Below are 18,554 nucleotides of genomic sequence, written 5' to 3'. Positions count from 1 at the left end.
GGCCCGGTCTGTGGTTGCCGGGCTCGATCCGTCACGGTGCCATGCGCGGCGCATGGCCCACGCATGCCTTGCACAGTAGTGATGCACGGCATGCCGTCATAGCGTTATTGCGAAGGCCCTGGCATCGGGCCGCAACGGGGCTTGCAAAATGCGTGCTTGGGGCATCAGGGGTTTCCCTTGGGTTGCGTGAGCGGGGTGGGGGTCATAGGATGGATGGCGTGTTTCGCAGCGAGCGCGTGCGGCGCGCCGCGTGTTTGCTCCGCTCTCCCGCGTGCGGGAGAGGGGCAGGGGGTGAGGGCGGGCGCTTGCATACCGACGGGGTGCACTTTGTTGATGCACCGGCCCTCACCCCCACCGCTCTCCCACTTCGCGGCAGAGGGGAGCGTCCGCAGCGGGCGTGAGCGAGATTTGGCGAAGTCGTGCGCATGCGCCTGGCGCCGTCAGTCGCCGGGTCATTGTGGTCGCTCCTTTCAACTTCTCCGTCCATATCGAACATGTCACCCAATGCAGGACGGATCGCCGCAGCATCCCGCTCGCCACTCAGCCGCGGCGGCGACCTCGATCGCATCCAGTCGCTGTCCGGCCGCGTGTTCGGCCCGACACGGCTGCGCGCGGCCGAGGCCGATGCGGCGCTCGATGCGCGCATCGATACCAGCACCATTGGCCGGCTGACGCTGGTAACCATCGCCTACAACCAGGCGGTGCAGATCGAGCCGCAGCCGAACAAGGATGAGTTCGTGATCCAGACCGTGCTGGCGGGCACGTGCCGCGTGGAAACCCCGCGTGGCGCGATGCTGATGCCGCCGGGTGCGACCTTTGTCTTCTCGCCCACGGTGCCGACCACGCTGTCGCTGGATCCCGGCTGCGAGCGCTTCAGCGTGGTGATCCGCCGCCAGCTGATCGAGGAGGCATTCCGCCAGCAGTTCAGCTTCGAGCCGCCGGCGCCGATCGAATTCGCCATGCAGCCGGTGGCCGACGATGGCCGTGCCGAACGCTGGCAGGCGCTGGTCAGCTACCTGCGCGCGGAGACGCGGGTGCGGCGCGAAGGCAGCGGCGTGCCGGCGGTGGATGCCAGCATCGAGCGCATCGTACTGTCGACGCTGCTGCTCGACCGCTTTGCCGCGGACGGCAATATGCTGCCGCGCCGGTTCGAAGCCGTGCTGCCGGACTATGTGCGCAACGCCATCGCGTACCTGCGTGCGAACCTGGAGCAGCCGCTGACGCTGGAGCAAATCGCCGCGCATTGCGGGGTCTCGGCGCGCACGCTGCAGCTGGGTTTTCGCAAGAGCAAGGACACCACGCCGATGGAATACCTGCGGCTGCTGCGCCTGCATGGTGCGCGCGCCGATCTTCAGCGGGCGCGGCATGAGAAGGGCATGGTCAGCGCGATCGCGCTGCGCCATGGCTTTACCCACCTGAGCCTGTTCTCGCGGGAGTACCGGCGCGAGTTCGGCGAGCTGCCGTCGCAGACATTGGCGGCGGCAGCGCGGCAGCAGGCCTGACGGCAAGCCAGACCCGCTGCCGCCGGTGCGGTATCAGGCGGCCTGCGCCACTGGCAGGCAGACCTTCAGCAGCGTCTGCAAGCGCAGCTTGTCGAGATGGCGGCCGATAAAGACGAACTTGCTCTGCGCGGCTTCTGCGCCCCACGCTTCGGCAGGGTGGAAATCCATCAGCCGGTGCACCGCCTGCAGCACGTAGCGGCGGTTATCGCCCTCCACGGCCACGATCCCCTTCATGCGGAACACATCGTCGCCCTGCGCGGCCAGCAGCGCCTTCAGGCCGTGCTCCAGGCGCTGGCGGTCGAACGGCTGGTCGAACACCAGCGATACGGACGTGACCGACGGATCGTGGCGGTGGCCGTGCGTATCGTCCTCGTGCGCGTGGTCGCAGTGCTCGTCGCAGACGTGGTCGTGGTGATCATCCTGCTCGTGCGCATGGGCGTGGCCGTGGTGGTCGGCGTGCGCGTCGACCTGGATCGAACCGGGCGTAAAGCCGCCGATGCCCAGGATCTTGCCCAGGTCCACCTGCGCGAAGTTGGAGCGCAGGATCTGCGCGCCCTCGTTCAGGCGGTGGATGCGGGCCTCGAGCCGGTCGAGCTGCACGGCGTCGGCGAGGTCGGTCTTGTTGAGGATCACACGGTCGGCCGCGACGATCTGGTCGACGGCCTGGTTGTCGAAGCCGGTCAGCTGCGGATCGTCGAGATGGCTTTCGATATGCAGCGCATCCACCAGCGTCAGGATGCCGTCCAGCGTGACTTGCCTGGCCACTTCATGGTCCATGAAGAAGGTGGCCGCCACCGGGGTGGGATCGGCCAGTCCGCTGGTCTCGACCAGGATATGGTCGAAACGCTCGGGGCGCTCGAGCAGCTTCTGCAGGATGCGCACCAGGTCCGTGCGCACGTCGACCACGCAGCAGATGCAGCCGTTGGTCATCTGGTAGATCTCTTCGTCCGAGGTCATCACCAGGTCGGAGTCCACATCGACCTCGCCGAACTCGTTCTCGATCACGGCGATGCGGTGGCCGTGCTTCTGCGTCAGGATGTGGTTGAGCAGCGTCGTCTTGCCCGAGCCGAGAAAGCCGGTGAGGATGGTGACCGGGACGGGCGGCTGTTGTGCGACGGCAGGTGCGTTCATGTTGTCTCCTGATTTCTACCGGGTTGGGTACTGCGTGCCTCGCAACGACGAGGCGAACTCTTGCTTTCAAGCGGTGGCGACGTTGGGGCGCAGGCCTTGCCAGCGTTCCACCAGCCCGTCGTGCGGTGCGTCGAACAGGTCCAGCACGCGCCCGACGGTGTGGTTGACGATGTCGTCCACCGACTGCGGATGCGCATAGAACGCCGGCAGCGGCGGCAGCACGATGGCGCCCATCTCCGTGACCGTGGTCATGTTGCGCAGGTGCACCAGGTGTAGCGGGGTCTCGCGCGCCAGCAGCACCAGTCGCCGCCGCTCCTTGAGCATCACGTCGGCGGCGCGCGTGACCAGGTTGTCGGCCAGCCCCGTGGCGATGGCGGCCAGCGTGCGCATCGAGCACGGCGCCACCACCATGCCATCGCAGCGGAACGAGCCGCTGGCGATGGTGGCACCGATATCGCGCACGTTGTGCACCACGTCGGCCATGGCCTCGATCTGCGGACGCTGCAGGCCCAGTTCATGGTGCGCCGTCAGCAGGCCGGACGGCGAGCAGACCAGGTGGGTCTCCCAGCCGTCCAGCGCCGCCAGCGCCTCCAGCATGCGCACGCCGTACACCGCGCCGCTGGCACCGGTGATGGCGATGACCAGGCGTTGCTTGCGGATCATGGTTGCCTGCCTTCCCGCGCGGCCTTCTCGGCCAGCGCTTGCAGCACCTGTTCCGGCTTGATCGGGTAGTGCCGGAAGCGCACGCCGATGGCATCGAACACCGCGTTGGCAATCGCCGGGCCGATCGCGACGATCGGGTCTTCGCCCACGCCCTTGGCACCGAACGGGCCGCCAGGGTCCGGCGCGGCTTCGAGGATCACGGTGCGGATCTCCGGCGTATCCATCGCCAGCGGCATCTTGTAGTCGACGAAGTTGGCGTTGAGCGAGCGGCCGGTGCGCATGTCGATCTGGTAATCCTCGTACAGCGTGTGGCCGATGCCCTGCTGGATGCCGCCTTCGATCTGCCCCGCGGCCGCCACCGGGTGGATCACCTTGCCGACGTCATGCACCGGCACCACTTGCCGCACGGTGATAAAGCCGGTCTCGGTATCGACCGCCACCTCGACAAAATGCGCCGCGAACGAATACGACTTGGTCGGGTGATAGGTGGCGGTGCCGACCAGTTGCGCGGCGGGAATGCCCTTGCGCGGCATCACCGCCTCGCGCACCGTCAGCGTGGGGCCGTCGCGGTCGCGCACGGCGATCACGCCGGCCGACAGCGTCAGGTCCTCGGGCTTGCATTCCATCAGCTTCGCGGCGCGCTCGAGCAACTGGCGCTTGATCTCTCCCGCCGCCATCTGCGCGGCCTTGCCGACCATGTAGGTGGTGTGGCTGGCAAAGGCGCCGATGTCCCAGGGCACCACGTCGGTGTCGCCATGCACGACCGATACCGCCTCGAACGGCAACGTCAATTCTTCCGCGACGATCTGCGCGAGCGCGGTATGCGCACCGGTACCGAGCCCCGCCGCGCCAGTCAGCAGCACCACGGTCCCATCCTCGTTCATCTTGATGATGGCGTTGCCCTGTTCCTTGATCCCGGGGTAGGCGCTGCTGCCGTGCATCTCGCAGCCCAGGCCCCAGCCGGTGCGGACCGGTCCGCTGGTGTCGCGCGGGCGACGCCGCAGCGCGTGCCAGTCGACCAGCTCCATGCCTTTCTCGATGCAGGCTTCCAGGCCATGCCCGATCAGCGGATGGTTCGACGGCGCGATATCGCCTTCGCGCACCGCGTTCTTGAGCTTCAGTTCGGCGGGATCGATGCCCAGGTGCGCGGCCGCCTCGTCCATCTGCACGTCGAGTGCGTAGTAGGTCTGCACTACGCCATAGCCGCGGAACGCGCCGGCGATCGGGCTGTTGGTGTAGACACAGCGGCCTTCGAGCAGCACGTTGTCGCAGCGGTACAGCGACACCATCGCAGCGGTGCCGACATTGGTCACGCCGGGGCCGTGCGAGCCGTAGGCGCCGGAATTGAACACCACCTTCGCCTGGCGGGCGGTGATGGTGCCGTCGTTGCGAAAGCCCTGCTTCAGCCAGATCTTCGCCGGATGCCGCGTGCGGCCGCCGAGGAAGGTTTCCTCGCGCGTGTATTCCATGCGCACCGGGCGGCGCGTCTCGCGCGCCAGCAACGCGCACAGGAACTCGTGCTGGAACAGGTCCTGCTTGGCGCCGAAGCCACCGCCCATATGGTCGACCAGCACGCGCACCTTGTGCAGCGGCAGTCCCAGTACCTCGGCCATGATGCCACGCACCATGAAGGCGGTCTGGGTGGAGATCCACACCGTCAGGTTGCCGTTGCCGTCCCAGCTGCAGGTGAGTACGTTGGGCTCCATGTAGGCGGGGGTGGGACGGCCGCCTTCGTAGACGCCTTCAAGGATGAAGTCTGCCTCGGCGAAGCCGGCTTCCACATCGCCACGCCGGATGATGACCGGCGGCAGCACCAGGTTGCCGCCGGGCTCGCGGTCGTGGATGCGCGGCGCGTCGGAGCGCTCGGCGTCTTCGGTGGTGAAGACGGCGGGCAGCGTGTCGTATTCGACCTCGATCAGCTCAAGCGCGCGCTCGGCGATCTCTTCGCTGACGGCGGCCACCGCGGCCACGCCTTCGCCCCAGTAGCGCACCTTGTCATCGAGGATGTACTGGTCGCAGGTTACCGACGCGGAGCGTGGATGCGGCGAGCCGGCGTGCAGCACGCGCGGCACGTTCTCATGCGTCAGCACGGCCTTGACGCCCGGCAATGCCAGCGCGCGTGCGGTGTCGATGCGGCGGATCCTGGCGTGGGCGACGTTGCAGCGCTTGATCTTGCCGAACAGCAGTCCGGGGAAGGGCATGTCGGCAACATAGCGGGCGTTGCCGGTGACCTTGTCGAGCAGGTCGGTGCGCTTGACACTGTGTCCGATCACGGCGTGGGTCATCATGCCTCCTCGCTGGCACGGGTACGGTGCATGCACCCGGCGGGGTCCATGGCCGCGGCGGTTTTCTCGATGGCCTCGATGATCTTGGTGTAGCCGGTGCAGCGGCAGATATTGCCGGCAATGGCAAAGCGGATCTCGTCGCGCGTGGGATGCGGGTTTTCATCCAGCAACGCCTTGGCCATTACCACGAAGCCGGGCGTGCAGAAGCCGCACTGCGCGGCGCCACACTGCATGAACTGCTCCTGGATCGGGTGCACGGTGTCGGGCGCGGGCTGCACGCCTTCTATGGTGGTGATGTGGCAACCGTGCGCCTCGGGCGCCAGTACCAGGCAGCTATTCATCGGCTGGCCATCGATGATGACGGTGCACGAGCCGCATTCGCCCACGTCGCAGCCCTTCTTGGTTCCGGTCAGGCAGGCGTCGTTGCGCAGGGCGTCGAGCAGCGTGCTGTGCGGCGCCACCGCCAGTTCGCGCGGCTCGCCGTTGATGACGAGTTCGATCATTTTTCGCATGTTGCGGCCTCCATGGCTTGCTCGATGGCGCGGCGGGTCAGCACGCTGACCATCTGCCGCCGGTACGCTTCGCTGGCGCGCACGTCGCTGATCGGACGTGCCTCGTCCATGGCGGCGTGCGCGGCCTGCAGGATCAGGGCGTCGGTCACGCGCTGGCCGCGCAGCACCTGCTCGGCGCGCGTGGCGCGCACGGGTGTGGGCCCGACCGCCGCCAGCACGATGCCGAGGTCGGCGCAGCGGCCGTTCGCCACCGTCAGCGAGACCGCCACGCCGACCGTGGCCAGTTCCATCTGCACGCGCCGGCCATGCTTCAGGTAGACCTTGCCGGTGTTGGGACGCGGTGCCGGCACGGTGATGCGGGTAACGATCTCGTCCGGCGCGATGGCGGTCTTGCCGACGCCGGTGACAAAGTCCTCGACGCGCAACTCGCGCGAGCCGGACATGCCGTACAGGTGCACCGAGGCGCCGTCGGCCACCAGCGGCGCGATCGAATCGGCGGATGGCGAAGCGCGGCAGACGTTGCCTACCACGGTGGCGCGATGGCGCACCTGGATCGAGGCGAAGTCCGTCACGGCTTTGGCGAGGCTGGCGTAGTGTCGTTTCACGAAGCCCGACGTCTCCACCGCGCGCGTGGTCACCAGCGCGCCGAGACGCAAGCCGTTGACAGGGTCGAAGGTCAGCACGTCCATGCCCGGGATCTTCTTGATATTGATGACCTGCTCGGGCTGGCGCACGGACTCCTTGATCTGCACCAGCAAGTCGGTGCCGCCGGCGAGCACGCTGGCCTTGCCGCCGCACCGGTGCAGCATGGCCGAGGCTTCCGCCAGCGTCGCCGGTTCGAAGTATTCAAACGCTCTCATTGCTCCTCCTGGTCTATGCCATCGGTGGCGGCTCACTGGGCTTTGGGGGCACGCACCGTTGCAATCATCATGGGCGGATGGTCTTCATCGGTAAAGACCTGCAAACGGATTAATTGATCGTGTTACCCTCTGAATCAGACGCGCCGGCCACACCCAGCCGCAAGCGCGCATCCCCAGACCCGGAGGTAGACAACGTGCCCAACCTCAGCAACATGAACGTGTCGCTGCGCCAGCTGCGCGCGTTCATCGCCGTGGCGCAGGAGCGCCACTTCACCCGCGCGGCCGAGAAGCTGGACCTGTCGCAGTCGTCGGTCAGCGCGCTGATCCACGAGCTGGAAGCCAACCTCGGCCTGAAGCTGTTCGACCGCCACACGCGACAGCTGCACATCACGCAGGCGGGCGCAGAACTGCTGCCGCTGGTGAAAAAGGCGGTCGCCGATATCGACAGCGTGATCGAGAACTCCAGCGAGCTGCGCACGCTCGGGCGCGGGCGCGTGTCGATCGCGGCCTCGTCAATCCAGGCGGCGCTGATGCTGCCGCGCGTGATCCGCGAGTTCTGCGTGAGCCATCCGGGGGTGAAGGTGGAACTGCACGACGTGTCCGAGCACGAGGTGACCAAGATGGTCAGCTCGGGCGAGGTGGATTTCGGTATCGGCACCATCCCCGAAGGCCAGCCTGACCTGAGCGCGCACCGGCTGATGTCTGATCCCTTCGTGATCGTGATGCCCGCTCACCATCCGCTGCGCCGGCGCAAGACGCTGCGCTGGGACGACGTGGCCGGCCTGCCCGTGATCGGCCCGCATAAGGGCAACCCGATCCGCGATTGCCTGGACACTGCGCTGGCCGCGCGCGGCATTGCATTGCAGCGGGTGCACGAAGTCTTCCTGCCACTGACCATGGTGGGCATGGTCGACGCCGGGCTGGGCATCGCAGTAATGAGCGCGGCGGTCACGCGGCTGACCACCGCACTGGGGCTGGCCACGGTGATGCCGACCGATCCGGTGATCCACCGCGAGATCTCGCTGCTGGTACACGCGGACCGGTCGCTGTCGCCGCCGGCCCAGGCCTTCCGCGACCTGCTGATGCGCTATCGCGCCAGGTTGGCCGAGGCCGGCTGACTACGTCATGCCGGTTCCTTGGCCAGGCCGTGCGGCTGGGGGGCCGGCGAGCGCGCGTTGAACAGCAGGTTCAGCAGCACCGCGGTCAGGGTGCCGAGCAGGATGCCGTTCTGGCAGAACTTGGCGAGCAGCTCCGGCATCTGCGCGAAGAACTTGTCCGACACCAGCGGGATCATGCCCAGCGCCACGCTGACGGCGACGATATAGGCGTTCTTCTTGTTCTCGACAAAGTCCACGTGGCCGAGGATGCGCACGCCCGTGGCGGCCACCATGCCGAACATCACCAGCGCCGCGCCGCCCAGCACATATTGCGGGATGGATGCGGCAAAGAATGCCAGCTTGGGCAGGCAGCCCAGCACGACCAGGATGCCGCCGGCGGTGGCGCAGACCCAGCGGCTGCGCACGCCGGTGACCTGCACCAGCCCCACGTTCTGCGCGTACGAGGTGTAGGTGAAGGTGTTGAACACCGCCCCCACCAGCGCGCCCACGCCGTCGGCACGCAGGCCGCGAGCGATGTCGTCGCAGCCCACGGGGCGGCCCACGATCTCGCCCAGCGCCAGGAACTGGCCCACGCCCTCGATCATGATCACGATCATCACCACGCACAGGGTGAGCGCGGTCATGGCGTCGAAGGTGGGCCAGCCGAAGTGGAAGGGCGTGATGAACTCCACCCAGTGCGCGTTGTGCAGGCCGTCGAAGTTGACCTTGCCCAGCGACAGCGCGATCACGAAGCCCACCGCAATGCCGATCAGCACCGCGACGTTGCACAGGAAGCCCCGGGCAAAGGCCACCAGCGCCAGCACCGTGCACAGCACCGCGGTGGCGATGGCGATGTTCACCGGCAGGCCAAAGTTGGGATTGGGCACGGGACCGGCCGCGGTGTTGATGGTGGGGTTGCCGCCCGCGGCCCAGTTGATGCCGACGCGCATCAGCGAGATCCCGATCACCAGCACCACGGTGCCGGTCACTACCGGCGGGAACCAGCGCACCATCTTGCCGACATAGGGCGCGGCGAAGTAGGTGAAGATGCCTGCCACCATCACTGCGCCAAACACCGCCGGCAGTCCCAGCGAGGGGTTCGAGCCGGTGGCGATGATCGGCGCGATCGCGGTGAAGGTGACGCCCATCATCACCGGCAGCCGGATGCCGACCTTCCAGATGCCGATGCTCTGGATCATCGTCACCAGGCCGCAGCAGAACAGGTCGGCGGCGATCAGGAATGCCACCTGGTCCTTGGGCAGCTTGAGGGCGCCGCCGATGATCATCGGCACGGCAATGGCGCCGGCATACATCACCAGCACATGCTGCAGGCCGAGGGCGAGCAGGCGGGGCGGGGGCAGGACCTCGTCAACGGGATGCACTGGGGCATGCCCTTGCGTAGGCTGGGTGGGGTTCATGCTGTCTCCTTTGGTCGGTATCACGCCGGTCGCGCATTGCGCTAACGTGTCGCCAAGGTCGCCGGCGTTTCCTCTGCGGGATGGTCATGCCATCCTCTCGTGCGAAGCCCGCGCCAGTCCTGTCTTGTCAGTCCAGCATGACAGCGGCGCGGGGAAGGTACAACGTTCGCGGCGGATTTATCGATCGGGTGAAACGATGAATCTGCCGTTTTCAGCGGGTTATCCCTTAGCCCTGGCTCACGGCGTGTGGGATATGCCACGCTCCAGCCGCGCCAGCAGCGCTGCCGCGCGGGCCATCGCGGCCGCATCCAGGCGCGCGCGAATGCCGTCGAAGCCCCGGCCGCGCGTGGCATCCAGCCCCATGCGCGAGGTGGTGCCGACACCCGACGCCGACGGGTCGAGCGCGCTGCCGGGCAGGCCGTCTACCACCACCACATCGAGGTGCGGCTGCAGGTGTGTGGCCATCGCCCACAGCACCTCCTCGTCGCGCGTGATGTCGACATCCTCGTCGACCGCGACCACCGTCTTCAGGTACGGATCCCAGCCGAGCAGGCCCAGCATCACCTGGCGCGCCTCGCCGGGCCGGCTCTGGCGCAGCGCCACGTAGGCGTGGAAATGCGTGCCGGAGCTGGGGTAGTGCACCGCGGTGACGCCCGGGAAGCGCTCCCTGAGCTTCTCGACCATCTCGGATTCGCGCGGGATGCGGCCCAGGTTCAGGTGCTCGGCGGAGTTGCCGCCGACCACGTCGACCAGCCAGGCATCGGCGCGGCGCATTACGCTCTGTACGCGCAGCAGGTTGTTGGTCGAGCGGTCCGACGAATAGCCGGTGAATTCGCCGAACGGGCCTTCGTCGACGCGCGCCTCGGGATCGATCACGCCCTCGAGCACGATCTCGGCGTGCGCCGGCACCAGGATGCCGTGCCGAGGCGTGCGTACCACTTCCAGCGGCGCGCCGAACAGGCCGCCGGCGACATGGCGCTCGTCCACGCCGAACGGCAGCCGCGCCGCGCCGGCCAGCATGAACAGCGGATGCGCGCCGATCACCATGGCCACCGGCAGCGGCCGCCCAAGTTCGGCGGCGCGCTGCTGCATGCGCCACAGGTGGCCGCGGGAATGCAGGCTGGTGGCGATCTCGGTCGGCGAGTGCAGCATCGAGCGGTGGTAGCTGGCATTGCCGATGCCGCTGTCGGGGTCTTCCGCGATCAGGATCGCGTTGGTGATGTAGGGGCCGCGGTCGGTGGCGAAATGCTTGATCGCCGGAATCGTGCGCAGGTCGATGTGTTGCGTTTCGACCTGGCCGGTGACGGCGCCGCTGTCCAGCACGCGCGGCGCCACCATGCGGCGGCTGCGGGCCTGGTATTCGGCGTGGATGCCGGCGGCCGGCACGCCGCCCAGCATGCGGCCGATGCGCTCGCGCGAGGCAAAGAGATTGGTCGCCAGCGACGTGCCCAGGCCTTCGACATGGTCGAACAGCAGCGCCGGGTGGCGGCCCTGCGCGGCCAGCGCCCACACCAGCGCGGTCGGGTCCTGGTCGGCGCCGACCGGCTCGCGTATATGCAGCACGTCTTCGGGAAAGGCCTCGCGGTAGGCGGCCAGGAACTGGTGGAAATCCTGCGAGGTGTCGTGGAAAGGCTGGGGCGCCGCTGCCGTCGAGGCAAAGGGCGCTGAGGGTGAGTTCATGATCGGCTCCTGTGGTCAGGGTTGGCCAGGGCGAAGGCTGCCCCGGCGGCCGGGAATGCTCCCGGCCGCCGTGCCGTGCCTGCCTGCCGAACAACTACCGGCTAGCGACTATCGCGTACTGGCGTACGTATCCTTCAGCCGCGCCAGCGCTTCTTCCTGGGTCCTGGGCGGCGCCGTGGGCTCGATGCCGACCAGGCGGGCGATGTTGTTGCCCATGTAGTCCTCGAGCCCGTCCTCGTCCAGGTCCATGCCCTGCGGCGCGGGGCCGCACAGCATTTCCAGCTCGCGCAGCCACATGCCGGGCTCGTTGGGCGGGGTGTCGGTGCCGAACACGATCTTGTCGCGCGGCAGCTGGCGCGCGAACTCGACGATGCGCGACTGGAAGCACCAGCCGGATTCGCAGTACACGTTGGGCGTGTCCATCGCCATCCAGAACGCCTCGAACGAGTAGTTGCCGCCGGTCTGGATGCCGAAATGGCCGATGATGAAATTGACCATCGGGAATTCGCGGATGATCGGGTAGAACATGGTGGGAATCGTGTACGGGCCGTCGCCGGTATGGATCAGCACCACCACGTTGTACTTGGCGCAGACCTTCATCGCCGGCCGCAGCCAGTCGAGCGCGCGGTCGGGCCGGTAGCCGTGCATGTTGGCATGCAGCTTCAGCATCTTGAAGCCGTACTCCTTCACGTGGAATTCCAGCTCCTGCGCGCCTTCTTCCGGGCCCCAGCGCGGGTTGAAGGTGAAGTTGCCGATAAAGCGGTCAGGGTATTTCTGGCACAGCTCGGCGATATACGCCATGTAGTCGCGGATGCCTTCGCGGCCGCGGCGGTTGCCGTCGCGGTAGCCAGTGTTGCCGGGCGGTGGCTGGATAAAGCCCATGTCGATGCGGCGCGGCTTGCCGTTGATCATGTAGGGGCCGTCCATCATCTTGAGCATGCGCTCGCCGTTGAAGGGCTCGCCGGTGTGGCGCCAGGCTTCGTCGACGAGATTGGTCGGGTGCAGATGGGTGTCGATAATCATGTTGGGTGCTCCGGAGTCCGTTGTCGTTGGCGCGGGCGCTGGGCTTATGCGGCCAGGCGCGCTTTCGCTTCTTCCAGCGTGCGCGGGACGGGCGTCGGCTCCAGTCCGATCATCCGGGCGACGTTGTTGCCGAGGTAGTCCTCCAGCGTGTCTTCATCCAGGTTCAGGCCCTGGGGCGGCTCGAAGCACAGCACTTCCAGCAGCCGCAGCCACATGCCGGGCTCGTTGGGCGGGGTGTCGGAACCGAACAGGATCTTGTGCTTGGGCAACACCTTGGCGAACTCGACAATGCGCGACTGCAGGCACCAGCCCGATTCGCAATACACGTTGGGCATGTCCATCGCCATCTGGAACGGCTCGAAGCAGTACACGCCGCCGGTCTGCACGCCGAAGTGGGCCATGATGAAGTTCACCGTCGGGAACTCCTTCATCATCGGCACCCATTCGGTCGGGATGCTGTAGGGACCGTCGCCGGTGTGCAGCTTGACCAGCACGCCCAGCTCGGCGCATTTCTGCAGCGCCGGGCGCAGCCAGTCGAGCGCGCGGTCCGGGCGGTAGGCGTGCATGTTGGCCTGGAACTGGACCATCTTGAAGCCCAGCTTCTTCACGTAGTGCTCGATCGCGTTGACGCCGTTCTGCACGCCGCAGCGCGGGTTGTAGACGAAGCAGCCGATAAAGCGGTCGGGATACTTCTGCACCATCTCGACGGTGTAGGCCATGTACGCGTCGATCGACTCGCTGCCTGACTTGACGCCGTCGGTGTAGGTGTAGATGGTGTTGCCCTGCGGCGGCTGGATAAAGGCCTTGTCGATGCGGCGCGGCTTGCCGTTGATGGTGAATGGGCCGTCCATCATCTGGATCAGGCGCTCACCGGTGAACGGGTCGCCGTCGTGGCGCCAGGCCAGGTCCACCAGGTTCGTCGGATAACAGCTGGTGTCGATGATCATGGGAGATCCCCTAACAATGACTAGGTTGGACACGCATGCGGCGGGCGCGCGCGAACAACGCCGCGGGGCCGGCCTTGCATGCTGCGATCGGGAGTCTTTGTCAGGGGAGCGTCTGGACCACTGCGCCACCGACGAAACACTCCGTCAGTGAGCAATCTCCAGTTGAACCTCGCGGCATTGCACCGCTGCTGTCCAATCGACCGCTTCTACCCACGCGCTCTTTATACATAGCGCCTCGGCGTTGCGTCAAGGACGTTATGTGTTGCGTTGCACGAACAGCGGGCCGATACGCATTCCAAACCAGGGTGCGAATCCGCTACATTGCAGGAACGCAGCGGCAGGTCCGCCGTTGCCGGCAAAGACAACATGGACCGACGGCTTTTCAACGGGGTGGATAACAAGAAAGGGGGAAAACCATGCACGGCAAATATGCAGCCATGGCTGGGACCATGCTGTCCGTTGCGCTGTCAATGGCGCTGGGCGGTTGCGGCGGAGACGGAGACGCAACCGCGATGGCGGCGCCGGCCGCTACGGCGCAAGCCACAAAGTTCGAAACCGCCGCCACTACCACCACCAGCGCCACCACGCGCTGGATGCCCGCGATCACCGACACCTGGCAAATCCAGTTGACCGGCAAGCTCAACACCAGCTACCCGGTGGCGGTGTACGACTTCGACCTGTTCGACACGCCCCAGGCCACCATTGACGCCCTGCGCGCCAAAGGGCAGCGCGTCATCTGCTATTTTTCGGCCGGCAGCGCCGAAGACTGGCGCCCCGACTACAACCAGTTCACCGCGGCGGACCTGGGCGGCCCGCTGTCGGGCTGGGCCGGCGAGCGCTGGGTGGATACGCGTTCCGACAACGTGCGCCGGATCATGCAGGCACGGCTGGACCTGGCCGTGTCCAAGCGCTGCGATGGCGTGGATGCGGACAATGTCGACGGCTATACCAACAGCACAGGCCTGCCGCTGACCGCCGACACGCAGCTGGACTACAACCGCTTCCTTGCCACCGAAGCGCATGCGCGTGGCCTGGCCATCGGCCTGAAGAACGATATCGAGCAAGTCGCGCAGCTGGTCACGGACTTTGATTTCGCCATCAACGAACAGTGCTTCCAGTACCAGGAGTGCGGCGCTTATTCGGCGTTCACCGGCCAGGGCAAGGCGGTCTTCAACATCGAGTACAAGTCCAGGTACAAGACCGTGTCGCAGCGCAAGGCGCTGTGTGCCGCGGCCCAGGCAGCGAACCTGCGCACGCTGGTGATGCCGGCCAACCTGGACGGCAGCTCGCGCTACGCCTGCGACTGACTGCGGACGGCGAGCCGCGCGCTACGCGAGTTCGCGCCACGCCAGCCACAGGCGGGTGTCGAACTCGAGCTGGTGGTAGCGCGGCTCCATGTATTCGCAGAGCCGGTAGAAGGCCTTGTCGTGCTCGCTCTCCTTCAGGTGGGCGAGTTCGTGCACGACGATCATGCGCAAGAATTCCGGCGGCGCTTCCTTGAACAGCGAGGCGACGCGGATCTCTTTCTTGGCCTTGAGCTTGCCGCCCTGCACGCGCGAGATCGCGGTATGCAGGCCCAGCGCGCGCTGGGCGGAATCCAGGCGCGAATCGAACCCCACCTTGTGCAGCGGCGGCGCGCTGCGCAGGTATTCCTGCTTGAGGTCGGTGGTGTATTCGTACAGCGCGCGGTCGGTCTGCACGGTATGGCGCCCGGGGTAGCGGCCACTCAGATGGTCGCCAAGCCGGCCGGCGGCCGCCAGCTCGCGCACCTGCGCCAGCACGCCGGGCGGATAGCCGCCCAGGAACCGCATCGGGTCCTTCCCGGCGGGGCGCCAGGTTTCGGTCATGGCAGCGACGGCAGCCCGCGCAGCGGCCTGCTTAGTGGTGGTGGTGATGGTGGTGCATCCAGCTGTTGTCCAGCGAGTTGACGAAGGACTCGACCGCGTCCTTGTCGCCGGTGGCGTGGCGCATCATCTCCCCGCATTTGCAGAAGCCCTGGTACGGGGTGATGTGCGAGCACGCCGACGTCTTCTGCAGGTATAGCGTGACGGGTTTGGTGCACTTCTTGCACTTGAACTTCAGGGTCAGGGCGGGTTTGCTCATGGCGATGGCTCGGGAAATCAGCGGAAAATCGAACCCGCCATTGTACCGGCGGGGGGCAAAGCCAGCTGGCGCGGGCTTCATGCTCCGGCGTGCCTGATACACTCCCGCCATTCCCGCACCCATACCAACACGCACCCATGGCACAGTACGTTTTCACCATGAACCGCGTGGGCAAGATCGTTCCGCCCAAGCGTCACATCCTGAAGGACATCTCGCTGTCGTTCTTCCCCGGCGCCAAGATCGGCGTGCTAGGCCTGAACGGCTCGGGCAAGTCCACGCTGCTCAAGATCATGGCCGGCCTCGACAAGGAAATCGAGGGCGAAGCCACGCCGATGCCGAACCTGAACATCGGCTACCTGCCGCAGGAGCCGCAGCTCAACCCCGAGCAGACCGTGCGCGAGTCGGTGGAAGAGGCGCTGGGCGGCGTGTTCGAAGCGCGCAAGAAGCTCGATGAAATCTACGCCGCCTACGCCGAGCCGGACGCCGACTTCGACGCGCTGGCCGCCGACCAGGCCAAGTACGAAGCGATCCTGGCCGCCAGCGACGGCAACAACGTCGAACTGCAGCTGGAAATCGCCGCCGACGCGCTGCGCCTGCCGCCGTGGGATGCCAAGGTCGGCAACCTGTCCGGCGGCGAGAAGCGCCGCGTGGCGCTGTGCCGCCTGCTGCTGTCGCGCCCCGACATGCTGCTGCTCGACGAACCGACCAACCACCTGGATGCGGAATCGGTCGACTGGCTGGAGCAGTTCCTGACGCGCTTCCCCGGCACCGTGGTGGCCGTGACCCACGACCGCTACTTCCTCGACAATGCCGCCGAGTGGATCCTGGAACTGGACCGCGGCCACGGCATCCCGTGGAAGGGCAACTACAGTTCGTGGCTGGACCAGAAGGAAGCGCGCCTGAAGCAGGAAGAGGCGAGCGAATCGGCACGCCAGAAGGCGCTGCACAAGGAACTGGAGTGGGTGCGCCAGAACCCCAAGGGGCGCCAGGCCAAGTCCAAGGCGCGCCTGGCCCGCTTTGACGAGCTCAACAGCCAGGACTACCAGAAGCGCAACGAAACCCAGGAAATCTTCATCCCGGTGGGCGAGCGCCTGGGCAACGAGGTGATCGAGTTCGACAACGTCAGCAAGGGGTTTGGCGACCGCATGCTGATTGAAAACCTGAGCTTCAAGGTGCCGCCGGGCGCGATCGTCGGCATCATCGGCCCGAACGGCGCCGGCAAGTCGACGTTCTTCAAGATGCTCACCGGCAAGGAACAGCCGGACAGCGGCGAGATCAAGATCGGGCCGACCGTGAAGATGGCCTTCGTTGACCAGAGCCGCGACGCGCTGGACGGCACCAAGACCGTCTTCGAAGAAATCTCGGGCGGCTCCGACATCCTGACGGTAGGCCGGTACGAGACCCCGTCGCGCGCCTATATCGGCCGCTTCAACTTCAAGGGCGGCGACCAGCAGAAGCAGGTCGGCACGCTGTCCGGCGGCGAACGCGGCCGCCTGCACATGGCCAAGACGCTGATCGCCGGCGGCAACGTGCTGCTACTCGATGAGCCGTCGAACGACCTCGACGTGGAAACGCTGCGCGCGCTGGAAGACGCGCTGCTGGAATTCGCCGGCTGCGTGATGGTGATCTCGCACGACCGCTGGTTCCTGGACCGGATCGCCACCCACATCCTGGCGTTCGAGGGCGACTCGCATGTGGAGTTCTTCCCCGGCAACTACCAGGAGTACGAGGCCGACAAGAAGCGCCGGCTGGGCGAGGAAGGGGCCAAGCCGAAGCGGATCCGGTATAAGCCGATTGCACGTTGATCGGGTTTCGCGTGTGAGGAAAGACCAGGCCTGCGGGCCTGGTTTTTTTATGACATTTCGCGGTGGGCATGTCGAAACTTCTGAAAACTCTCGCCATGCGTTTGGCATTAGTGTGATGCCGGGTAGGTTTGGCGGATGCGTAAGTCAAAGCATTCGCTTCTTACTCGTCGGAGACTCTGGCAGCGTCGCCGGTCGGCGCCCAGCAAGACGAAAATGGGTTTCACGTCTTAAGCACAAGACCGGTCCTGCTAAGTGAGCAGGGTTTTTTGCTGCGCGGAGCAGCAACGCTCTAGCCCCTGACCAACCTCACCCGCGTAATCTCCGACGGCGCCCCGAACCGCTTCGGCGGCCCCCAATAGCCGGTGCCACGGCTGATATAGACCCACAGCGAACCATGCCGCACCAGCCCGGCGGTGTAGGGCTGCTGCATCGGCACGAACAGGTTCCACGGCCAGAACTGGCCGCCGTGGGTGTGGCCCGACAGCTGCAGGTCGAAACCGGCTTCCGCTGCCGCGGGCGCGGTGCGGGGCTGGTGCGCCAGCAGCACGCGCACGCTGGCGTCGGCCGGCGCGCCGGCGATGGCGCGGTGCGGGTCGCTGCGGTGGCTGTCGTGGAAGCGGCCGGCCGAGTAGTCGGTCACGCCGCCCAGTACCAGTGTGTCGCCGCCATGCTGCAGCACCACGTGCTCGTTCATCAGCACGCGCACGCCCAGGCGGCGCAGCTCCCTGATCCACGGCTCCGCGCCGGCGTAGTACTCGTGGTTACCGGTGACGAAGTAGGTGCCGTGGCGCGCCTGCAGCCGGGCCAGCGGCGCGGTGTGGGCGGACAGTTCCGGCACGGTGCCGTCGACGAGGTCGCCGGTGATGGCGACGGCATCGGCCTGCAGGCTGTTGACGCGCTCGACGATGCGTTCGAGGTAGGGCCGCTTGATGGTGGGACCGACGTGGATGTCGCTGATCTGGGCGATGGTGAAGCCGTGCAGCGCATCCGGCAGGCCGCGCACTGGCACCTCGACCTCCACCACGCGCGCCAGCCGTCGCGCATTGATATAGCCAGCCAGCGTGACCAACAGCGCCAGCAGCGGCACCGCCACCGCGCTGCCGGCGGCGAGGCTGGGCGCGCGCCAGCCGAACAGATGCCCCGCCAGCCAGGCGGCGGCCAGGGCCACGTCGCGGAAGAGCGTCAGCACCAGCAGCGATGAGAAGAATCCCATGGCAAGCATGCCGATCCACGACACCATGTCCGACCACGGCTGGCTGACGCGCCGCGCCAGCAGTCCGGCCGGCAGCAGGGCGCACGACAGGACCAGCCAGACCACGGCCAATGCCTTGAGCGCCACCGGTAGCGGCATTGCCGGCAACAGGCGCAGCCCGATATAGCCATGCAGCAGCGCCGTGATGAGGGCCGCGGTCAGGATGGTGGTGCGTGGAGGCATGGGCGAGAGCCGGAATGGAGTGTTCAGAGATGAGGGCCGCGGCGGCCGGCTTCAAGGGCCGCGACGGCGGCACCGGGCCATGCAAGATGCACA

The 18,554-nt window shown here is 66.7% G+C and carries 16 protein-coding genes; 4 read left to right on the top strand and 12 right to left on the bottom strand.

Translation table 11 applies throughout. The features are described 5' to 3' along the window. The first annotated feature begins 494 nt into the window (after nt 1-494). Nucleotides 495-1,502: a helix-turn-helix transcriptional regulator gene (locus tag E5S69_RS21925; protein ID WP_171516728.1), complete on the top strand. Its 1,008-nt coding sequence runs from the start codon at nt 495-497 to the stop codon at nt 1,500-1,502. A 33-nt stretch (nt 1,503-1,535) separates the two neighbouring features. Here the strand turns inward: E5S69_RS21925 and E5S69_RS21920 are convergent, their stop codons facing one another. The 5 genes from E5S69_RS21920 to E5S69_RS21900 all read right to left on the bottom strand — a co-directional run bounded on the left by E5S69_RS21920 (nt 1,536) and on the right by E5S69_RS21900 (nt 6,953). After that, nucleotides 1,536-2,633 (bottom strand): CobW family GTP-binding protein, encoded by a 1,098-nt coding sequence (locus E5S69_RS21920; protein ID WP_171516727.1) that lies wholly within the window; start codon nt 2,631-2,633, stop codon nt 1,536-1,538. Nucleotides 2,634-2,699: 66 nt separating this feature from the next. After that, complete coding sequence (locus E5S69_RS21915) at nt 2,700-3,296, bottom strand: UbiX family flavin prenyltransferase (RefSeq protein ID WP_171516726.1); 597 nt, start codon at nt 3,294-3,296, stop codon at nt 2,700-2,702. Next, nucleotides 3,293-5,581 carry a xanthine dehydrogenase family protein molybdopterin-binding subunit gene (locus E5S69_RS21910; RefSeq protein ID WP_171516812.1) on the bottom strand — a complete coding sequence of 763 codons (2,289 nt, stop codon included), beginning with the start codon at nt 5,579-5,581 and terminating at the stop codon, nt 3,293-3,295. The genes E5S69_RS21915 and E5S69_RS21910 overlap by 4 nt, the downstream gene beginning before the upstream one ends. Next, the gene (locus tag E5S69_RS21905; RefSeq protein WP_171516725.1) at nt 5,581-6,093 is read right to left on the bottom strand and encodes a (2Fe-2S)-binding protein; all 513 of its coding nucleotides are present in this window, start codon (nt 6,091-6,093) and stop codon (nt 5,581-5,583) included. Before E5S69_RS21905 ends, E5S69_RS21910 begins: the two co-directional genes overlap by 1 nt. Beyond that, nucleotides 6,081-6,953, bottom strand: coding sequence for an FAD binding domain-containing protein (locus E5S69_RS21900; RefSeq protein WP_171516724.1), 873 nt, complete (start codon nt 6,951-6,953; stop codon nt 6,081-6,083). The genes E5S69_RS21905 and E5S69_RS21900 overlap by 13 nt, the downstream gene beginning before the upstream one ends. A gap of 212 nt (nt 6,954-7,165) precedes the next feature. Here E5S69_RS21900 and E5S69_RS21895 point away from each other — a divergent pair, with 212 nt between their 5' ends. After that, entirely contained in the window at nt 7,166-8,071 is a 906-nt protein-coding gene (locus E5S69_RS21895) for a LysR family transcriptional regulator (protein ID WP_171516811.1), read from the top strand. A gap of 5 nt (nt 8,072-8,076) precedes the next feature. On the opposite strand, the gene E5S69_RS21890 is transcribed toward E5S69_RS21895, so the two are convergent. The 4 genes from E5S69_RS21890 to E5S69_RS21875 all read right to left on the bottom strand — a co-directional run bounded on the left by E5S69_RS21890 (nt 8,077) and on the right by E5S69_RS21875 (nt 13,118). Continuing rightward, a complete protein-coding gene (locus E5S69_RS21890) occupies nt 8,077-9,468 on the bottom strand; it encodes a nucleobase:cation symporter-2 family protein (protein WP_171516723.1) in 1,392 nt (463 codons plus the stop codon). 237 nt (nt 9,469-9,705) lie between these two features. Then, on the bottom strand, nt 9,706-11,148 hold the full coding sequence (locus E5S69_RS21885; RefSeq protein WP_171516722.1) for a UbiD family decarboxylase: 1,443 nt from the start codon (nt 11,146-11,148) through the stop codon (nt 9,706-9,708). Nucleotides 11,149-11,256: 108 nt separating this feature from the next. After that, complete coding sequence (locus tag E5S69_RS21880) at nt 11,257-12,171, bottom strand: amidohydrolase family protein (protein WP_171516721.1); 915 nt, start codon at nt 12,169-12,171, stop codon at nt 11,257-11,259. 44 nt (nt 12,172-12,215) lie between these two features. Next, nucleotides 12,216-13,118 (bottom strand): amidohydrolase family protein, encoded by a 903-nt coding sequence (locus E5S69_RS21875; RefSeq protein WP_115705056.1) that lies wholly within the window; start codon nt 13,116-13,118, stop codon nt 12,216-12,218. Nucleotides 13,119-13,534: 416 nt separating this feature from the next. Between E5S69_RS21875 and E5S69_RS21870 the strand changes: the two genes are divergently transcribed. Then, nucleotides 13,535-14,425 (top strand): endo alpha-1,4 polygalactosaminidase, encoded by an 891-nt coding sequence (locus E5S69_RS21870; RefSeq protein ID WP_171516720.1) that lies wholly within the window; start codon nt 13,535-13,537, stop codon nt 14,423-14,425. 21 nt (nt 14,426-14,446) lie between these two features. On the opposite strand, the gene E5S69_RS21865 is transcribed toward E5S69_RS21870, so the two are convergent. Together E5S69_RS21865 and E5S69_RS21860 are read right to left on the bottom strand one after the other, a co-directional pair. After that, complete coding sequence (locus E5S69_RS21865) at nt 14,447-14,929, bottom strand: M48 family metallopeptidase (protein WP_171516810.1); 483 nt, start codon at nt 14,927-14,929, stop codon at nt 14,447-14,449. 67 nt (nt 14,930-14,996) lie between these two features. Continuing rightward, complete coding sequence (locus E5S69_RS21860; RefSeq protein WP_010812270.1) at nt 14,997-15,221, bottom strand: hypothetical protein; 225 nt, start codon at nt 15,219-15,221, stop codon at nt 14,997-14,999. Nucleotides 15,222-15,358: 137 nt separating this feature from the next. Between E5S69_RS21860 and ettA the strand changes: the two genes are divergently transcribed. After that, nucleotides 15,359-17,026: an energy-dependent translational throttle protein EttA gene (gene ettA, locus E5S69_RS21855; protein WP_171516719.1), complete on the top strand. Its 1,668-nt coding sequence runs from the start codon at nt 15,359-15,361 to the stop codon at nt 17,024-17,026. A 289-nt stretch (nt 17,027-17,315) separates the two neighbouring features. Here ettA and E5S69_RS21850 read toward each other — a convergent pair whose 3' ends face one another. Next, complete coding sequence (locus tag E5S69_RS21850; protein WP_171516718.1) at nt 17,316-18,461, bottom strand: metallophosphoesterase; 1,146 nt, start codon at nt 18,459-18,461, stop codon at nt 17,316-17,318. Nucleotides 18,462-18,554: the final 93 nt, after the last annotated feature.

Source organism: Cupriavidus necator, assembly GCF_013141915.1.
Lineage (GTDB): Bacteria > Pseudomonadota > Gammaproteobacteria > Burkholderiales > Burkholderiaceae > Cupriavidus > Cupriavidus necator_B.
The sequence above is the reverse complement of the archived record's forward strand: the minus strand, read 5'-3'. Positions and strand labels throughout refer to the sequence as shown.

Bases quoted from the DNA above. Each gene is read 5' to 3' on its own strand.
- E5S69_RS21905 (WP_171516725.1), bottom strand. From the start codon at position 6,093: ATGCGAAAAATGATCGAACTCGTCATCAACGGCGAGCCGCGCGAACTG.
- E5S69_RS21870 (WP_171516720.1), top strand. From the start codon at position 13,535: ATGCACGGCAAATATGCAGCCATGGCTGGGACCATGCTGTCCGTTGCG.
- E5S69_RS21890 (WP_171516723.1), bottom strand. From the start codon at position 9,468: ATGAACCCCACCCAGCCTACGCAAGGGCATGCCCCAGTGCATCCCGTT.
- E5S69_RS21915 (WP_171516726.1), bottom strand. From the start codon at position 3,296: ATGATCCGCAAGCAACGCCTGGTCATCGCCATCACCGGTGCCAGCGGC.
- E5S69_RS21860 (WP_010812270.1), bottom strand. From the start codon at position 15,221: ATGAGCAAACCCGCCCTGACCCTGAAGTTCAAGTGCAAGAAGTGCACC.
- E5S69_RS21895 (WP_171516811.1), top strand. From the start codon at position 7,166: ATGAACGTGTCGCTGCGCCAGCTGCGCGCGTTCATCGCCGTGGCGCAG.
- E5S69_RS21920 (WP_171516727.1), bottom strand. From the start codon at position 2,633: ATGAACGCACCTGCCGTCGCACAACAGCCGCCCGTCCCGGTCACCATC.
- E5S69_RS21865 (WP_171516810.1), bottom strand. From the start codon at position 14,929: ATGCGGTTCCTGGGCGGCTATCCGCCCGGCGTGCTGGCGCAGGTGCGC.
- E5S69_RS21910 (WP_171516812.1), bottom strand. From the start codon at position 5,581: ATGACCCACGCCGTGATCGGACACAGTGTCAAGCGCACCGACCTGCTC.
- E5S69_RS21880 (WP_171516721.1), bottom strand. From the start codon at position 12,171: ATGATTATCGACACCCATCTGCACCCGACCAATCTCGTCGACGAAGCC.
- E5S69_RS21925 (WP_171516728.1), top strand. From the start codon at position 495: ATGTCACCCAATGCAGGACGGATCGCCGCAGCATCCCGCTCGCCACTC.
- E5S69_RS21875 (WP_115705056.1), bottom strand. From the start codon at position 13,118: ATGATCATCGACACCAGCTGTTATCCGACGAACCTGGTGGACCTGGCC.
- ettA (WP_171516719.1), top strand. From the start codon at position 15,359: ATGGCACAGTACGTTTTCACCATGAACCGCGTGGGCAAGATCGTTCCG.
- E5S69_RS21850 (WP_171516718.1), bottom strand. From the start codon at position 18,461: ATGCCTCCACGCACCACCATCCTGACCGCGGCCCTCATCACGGCGCTG.
- E5S69_RS21900 (WP_171516724.1), bottom strand. From the start codon at position 6,953: ATGAGAGCGTTTGAATACTTCGAACCGGCGACGCTGGCGGAAGCCTCG.
- E5S69_RS21885 (WP_171516722.1), bottom strand. From the start codon at position 11,148: ATGAACTCACCCTCAGCGCCCTTTGCCTCGACGGCAGCGGCGCCCCAG.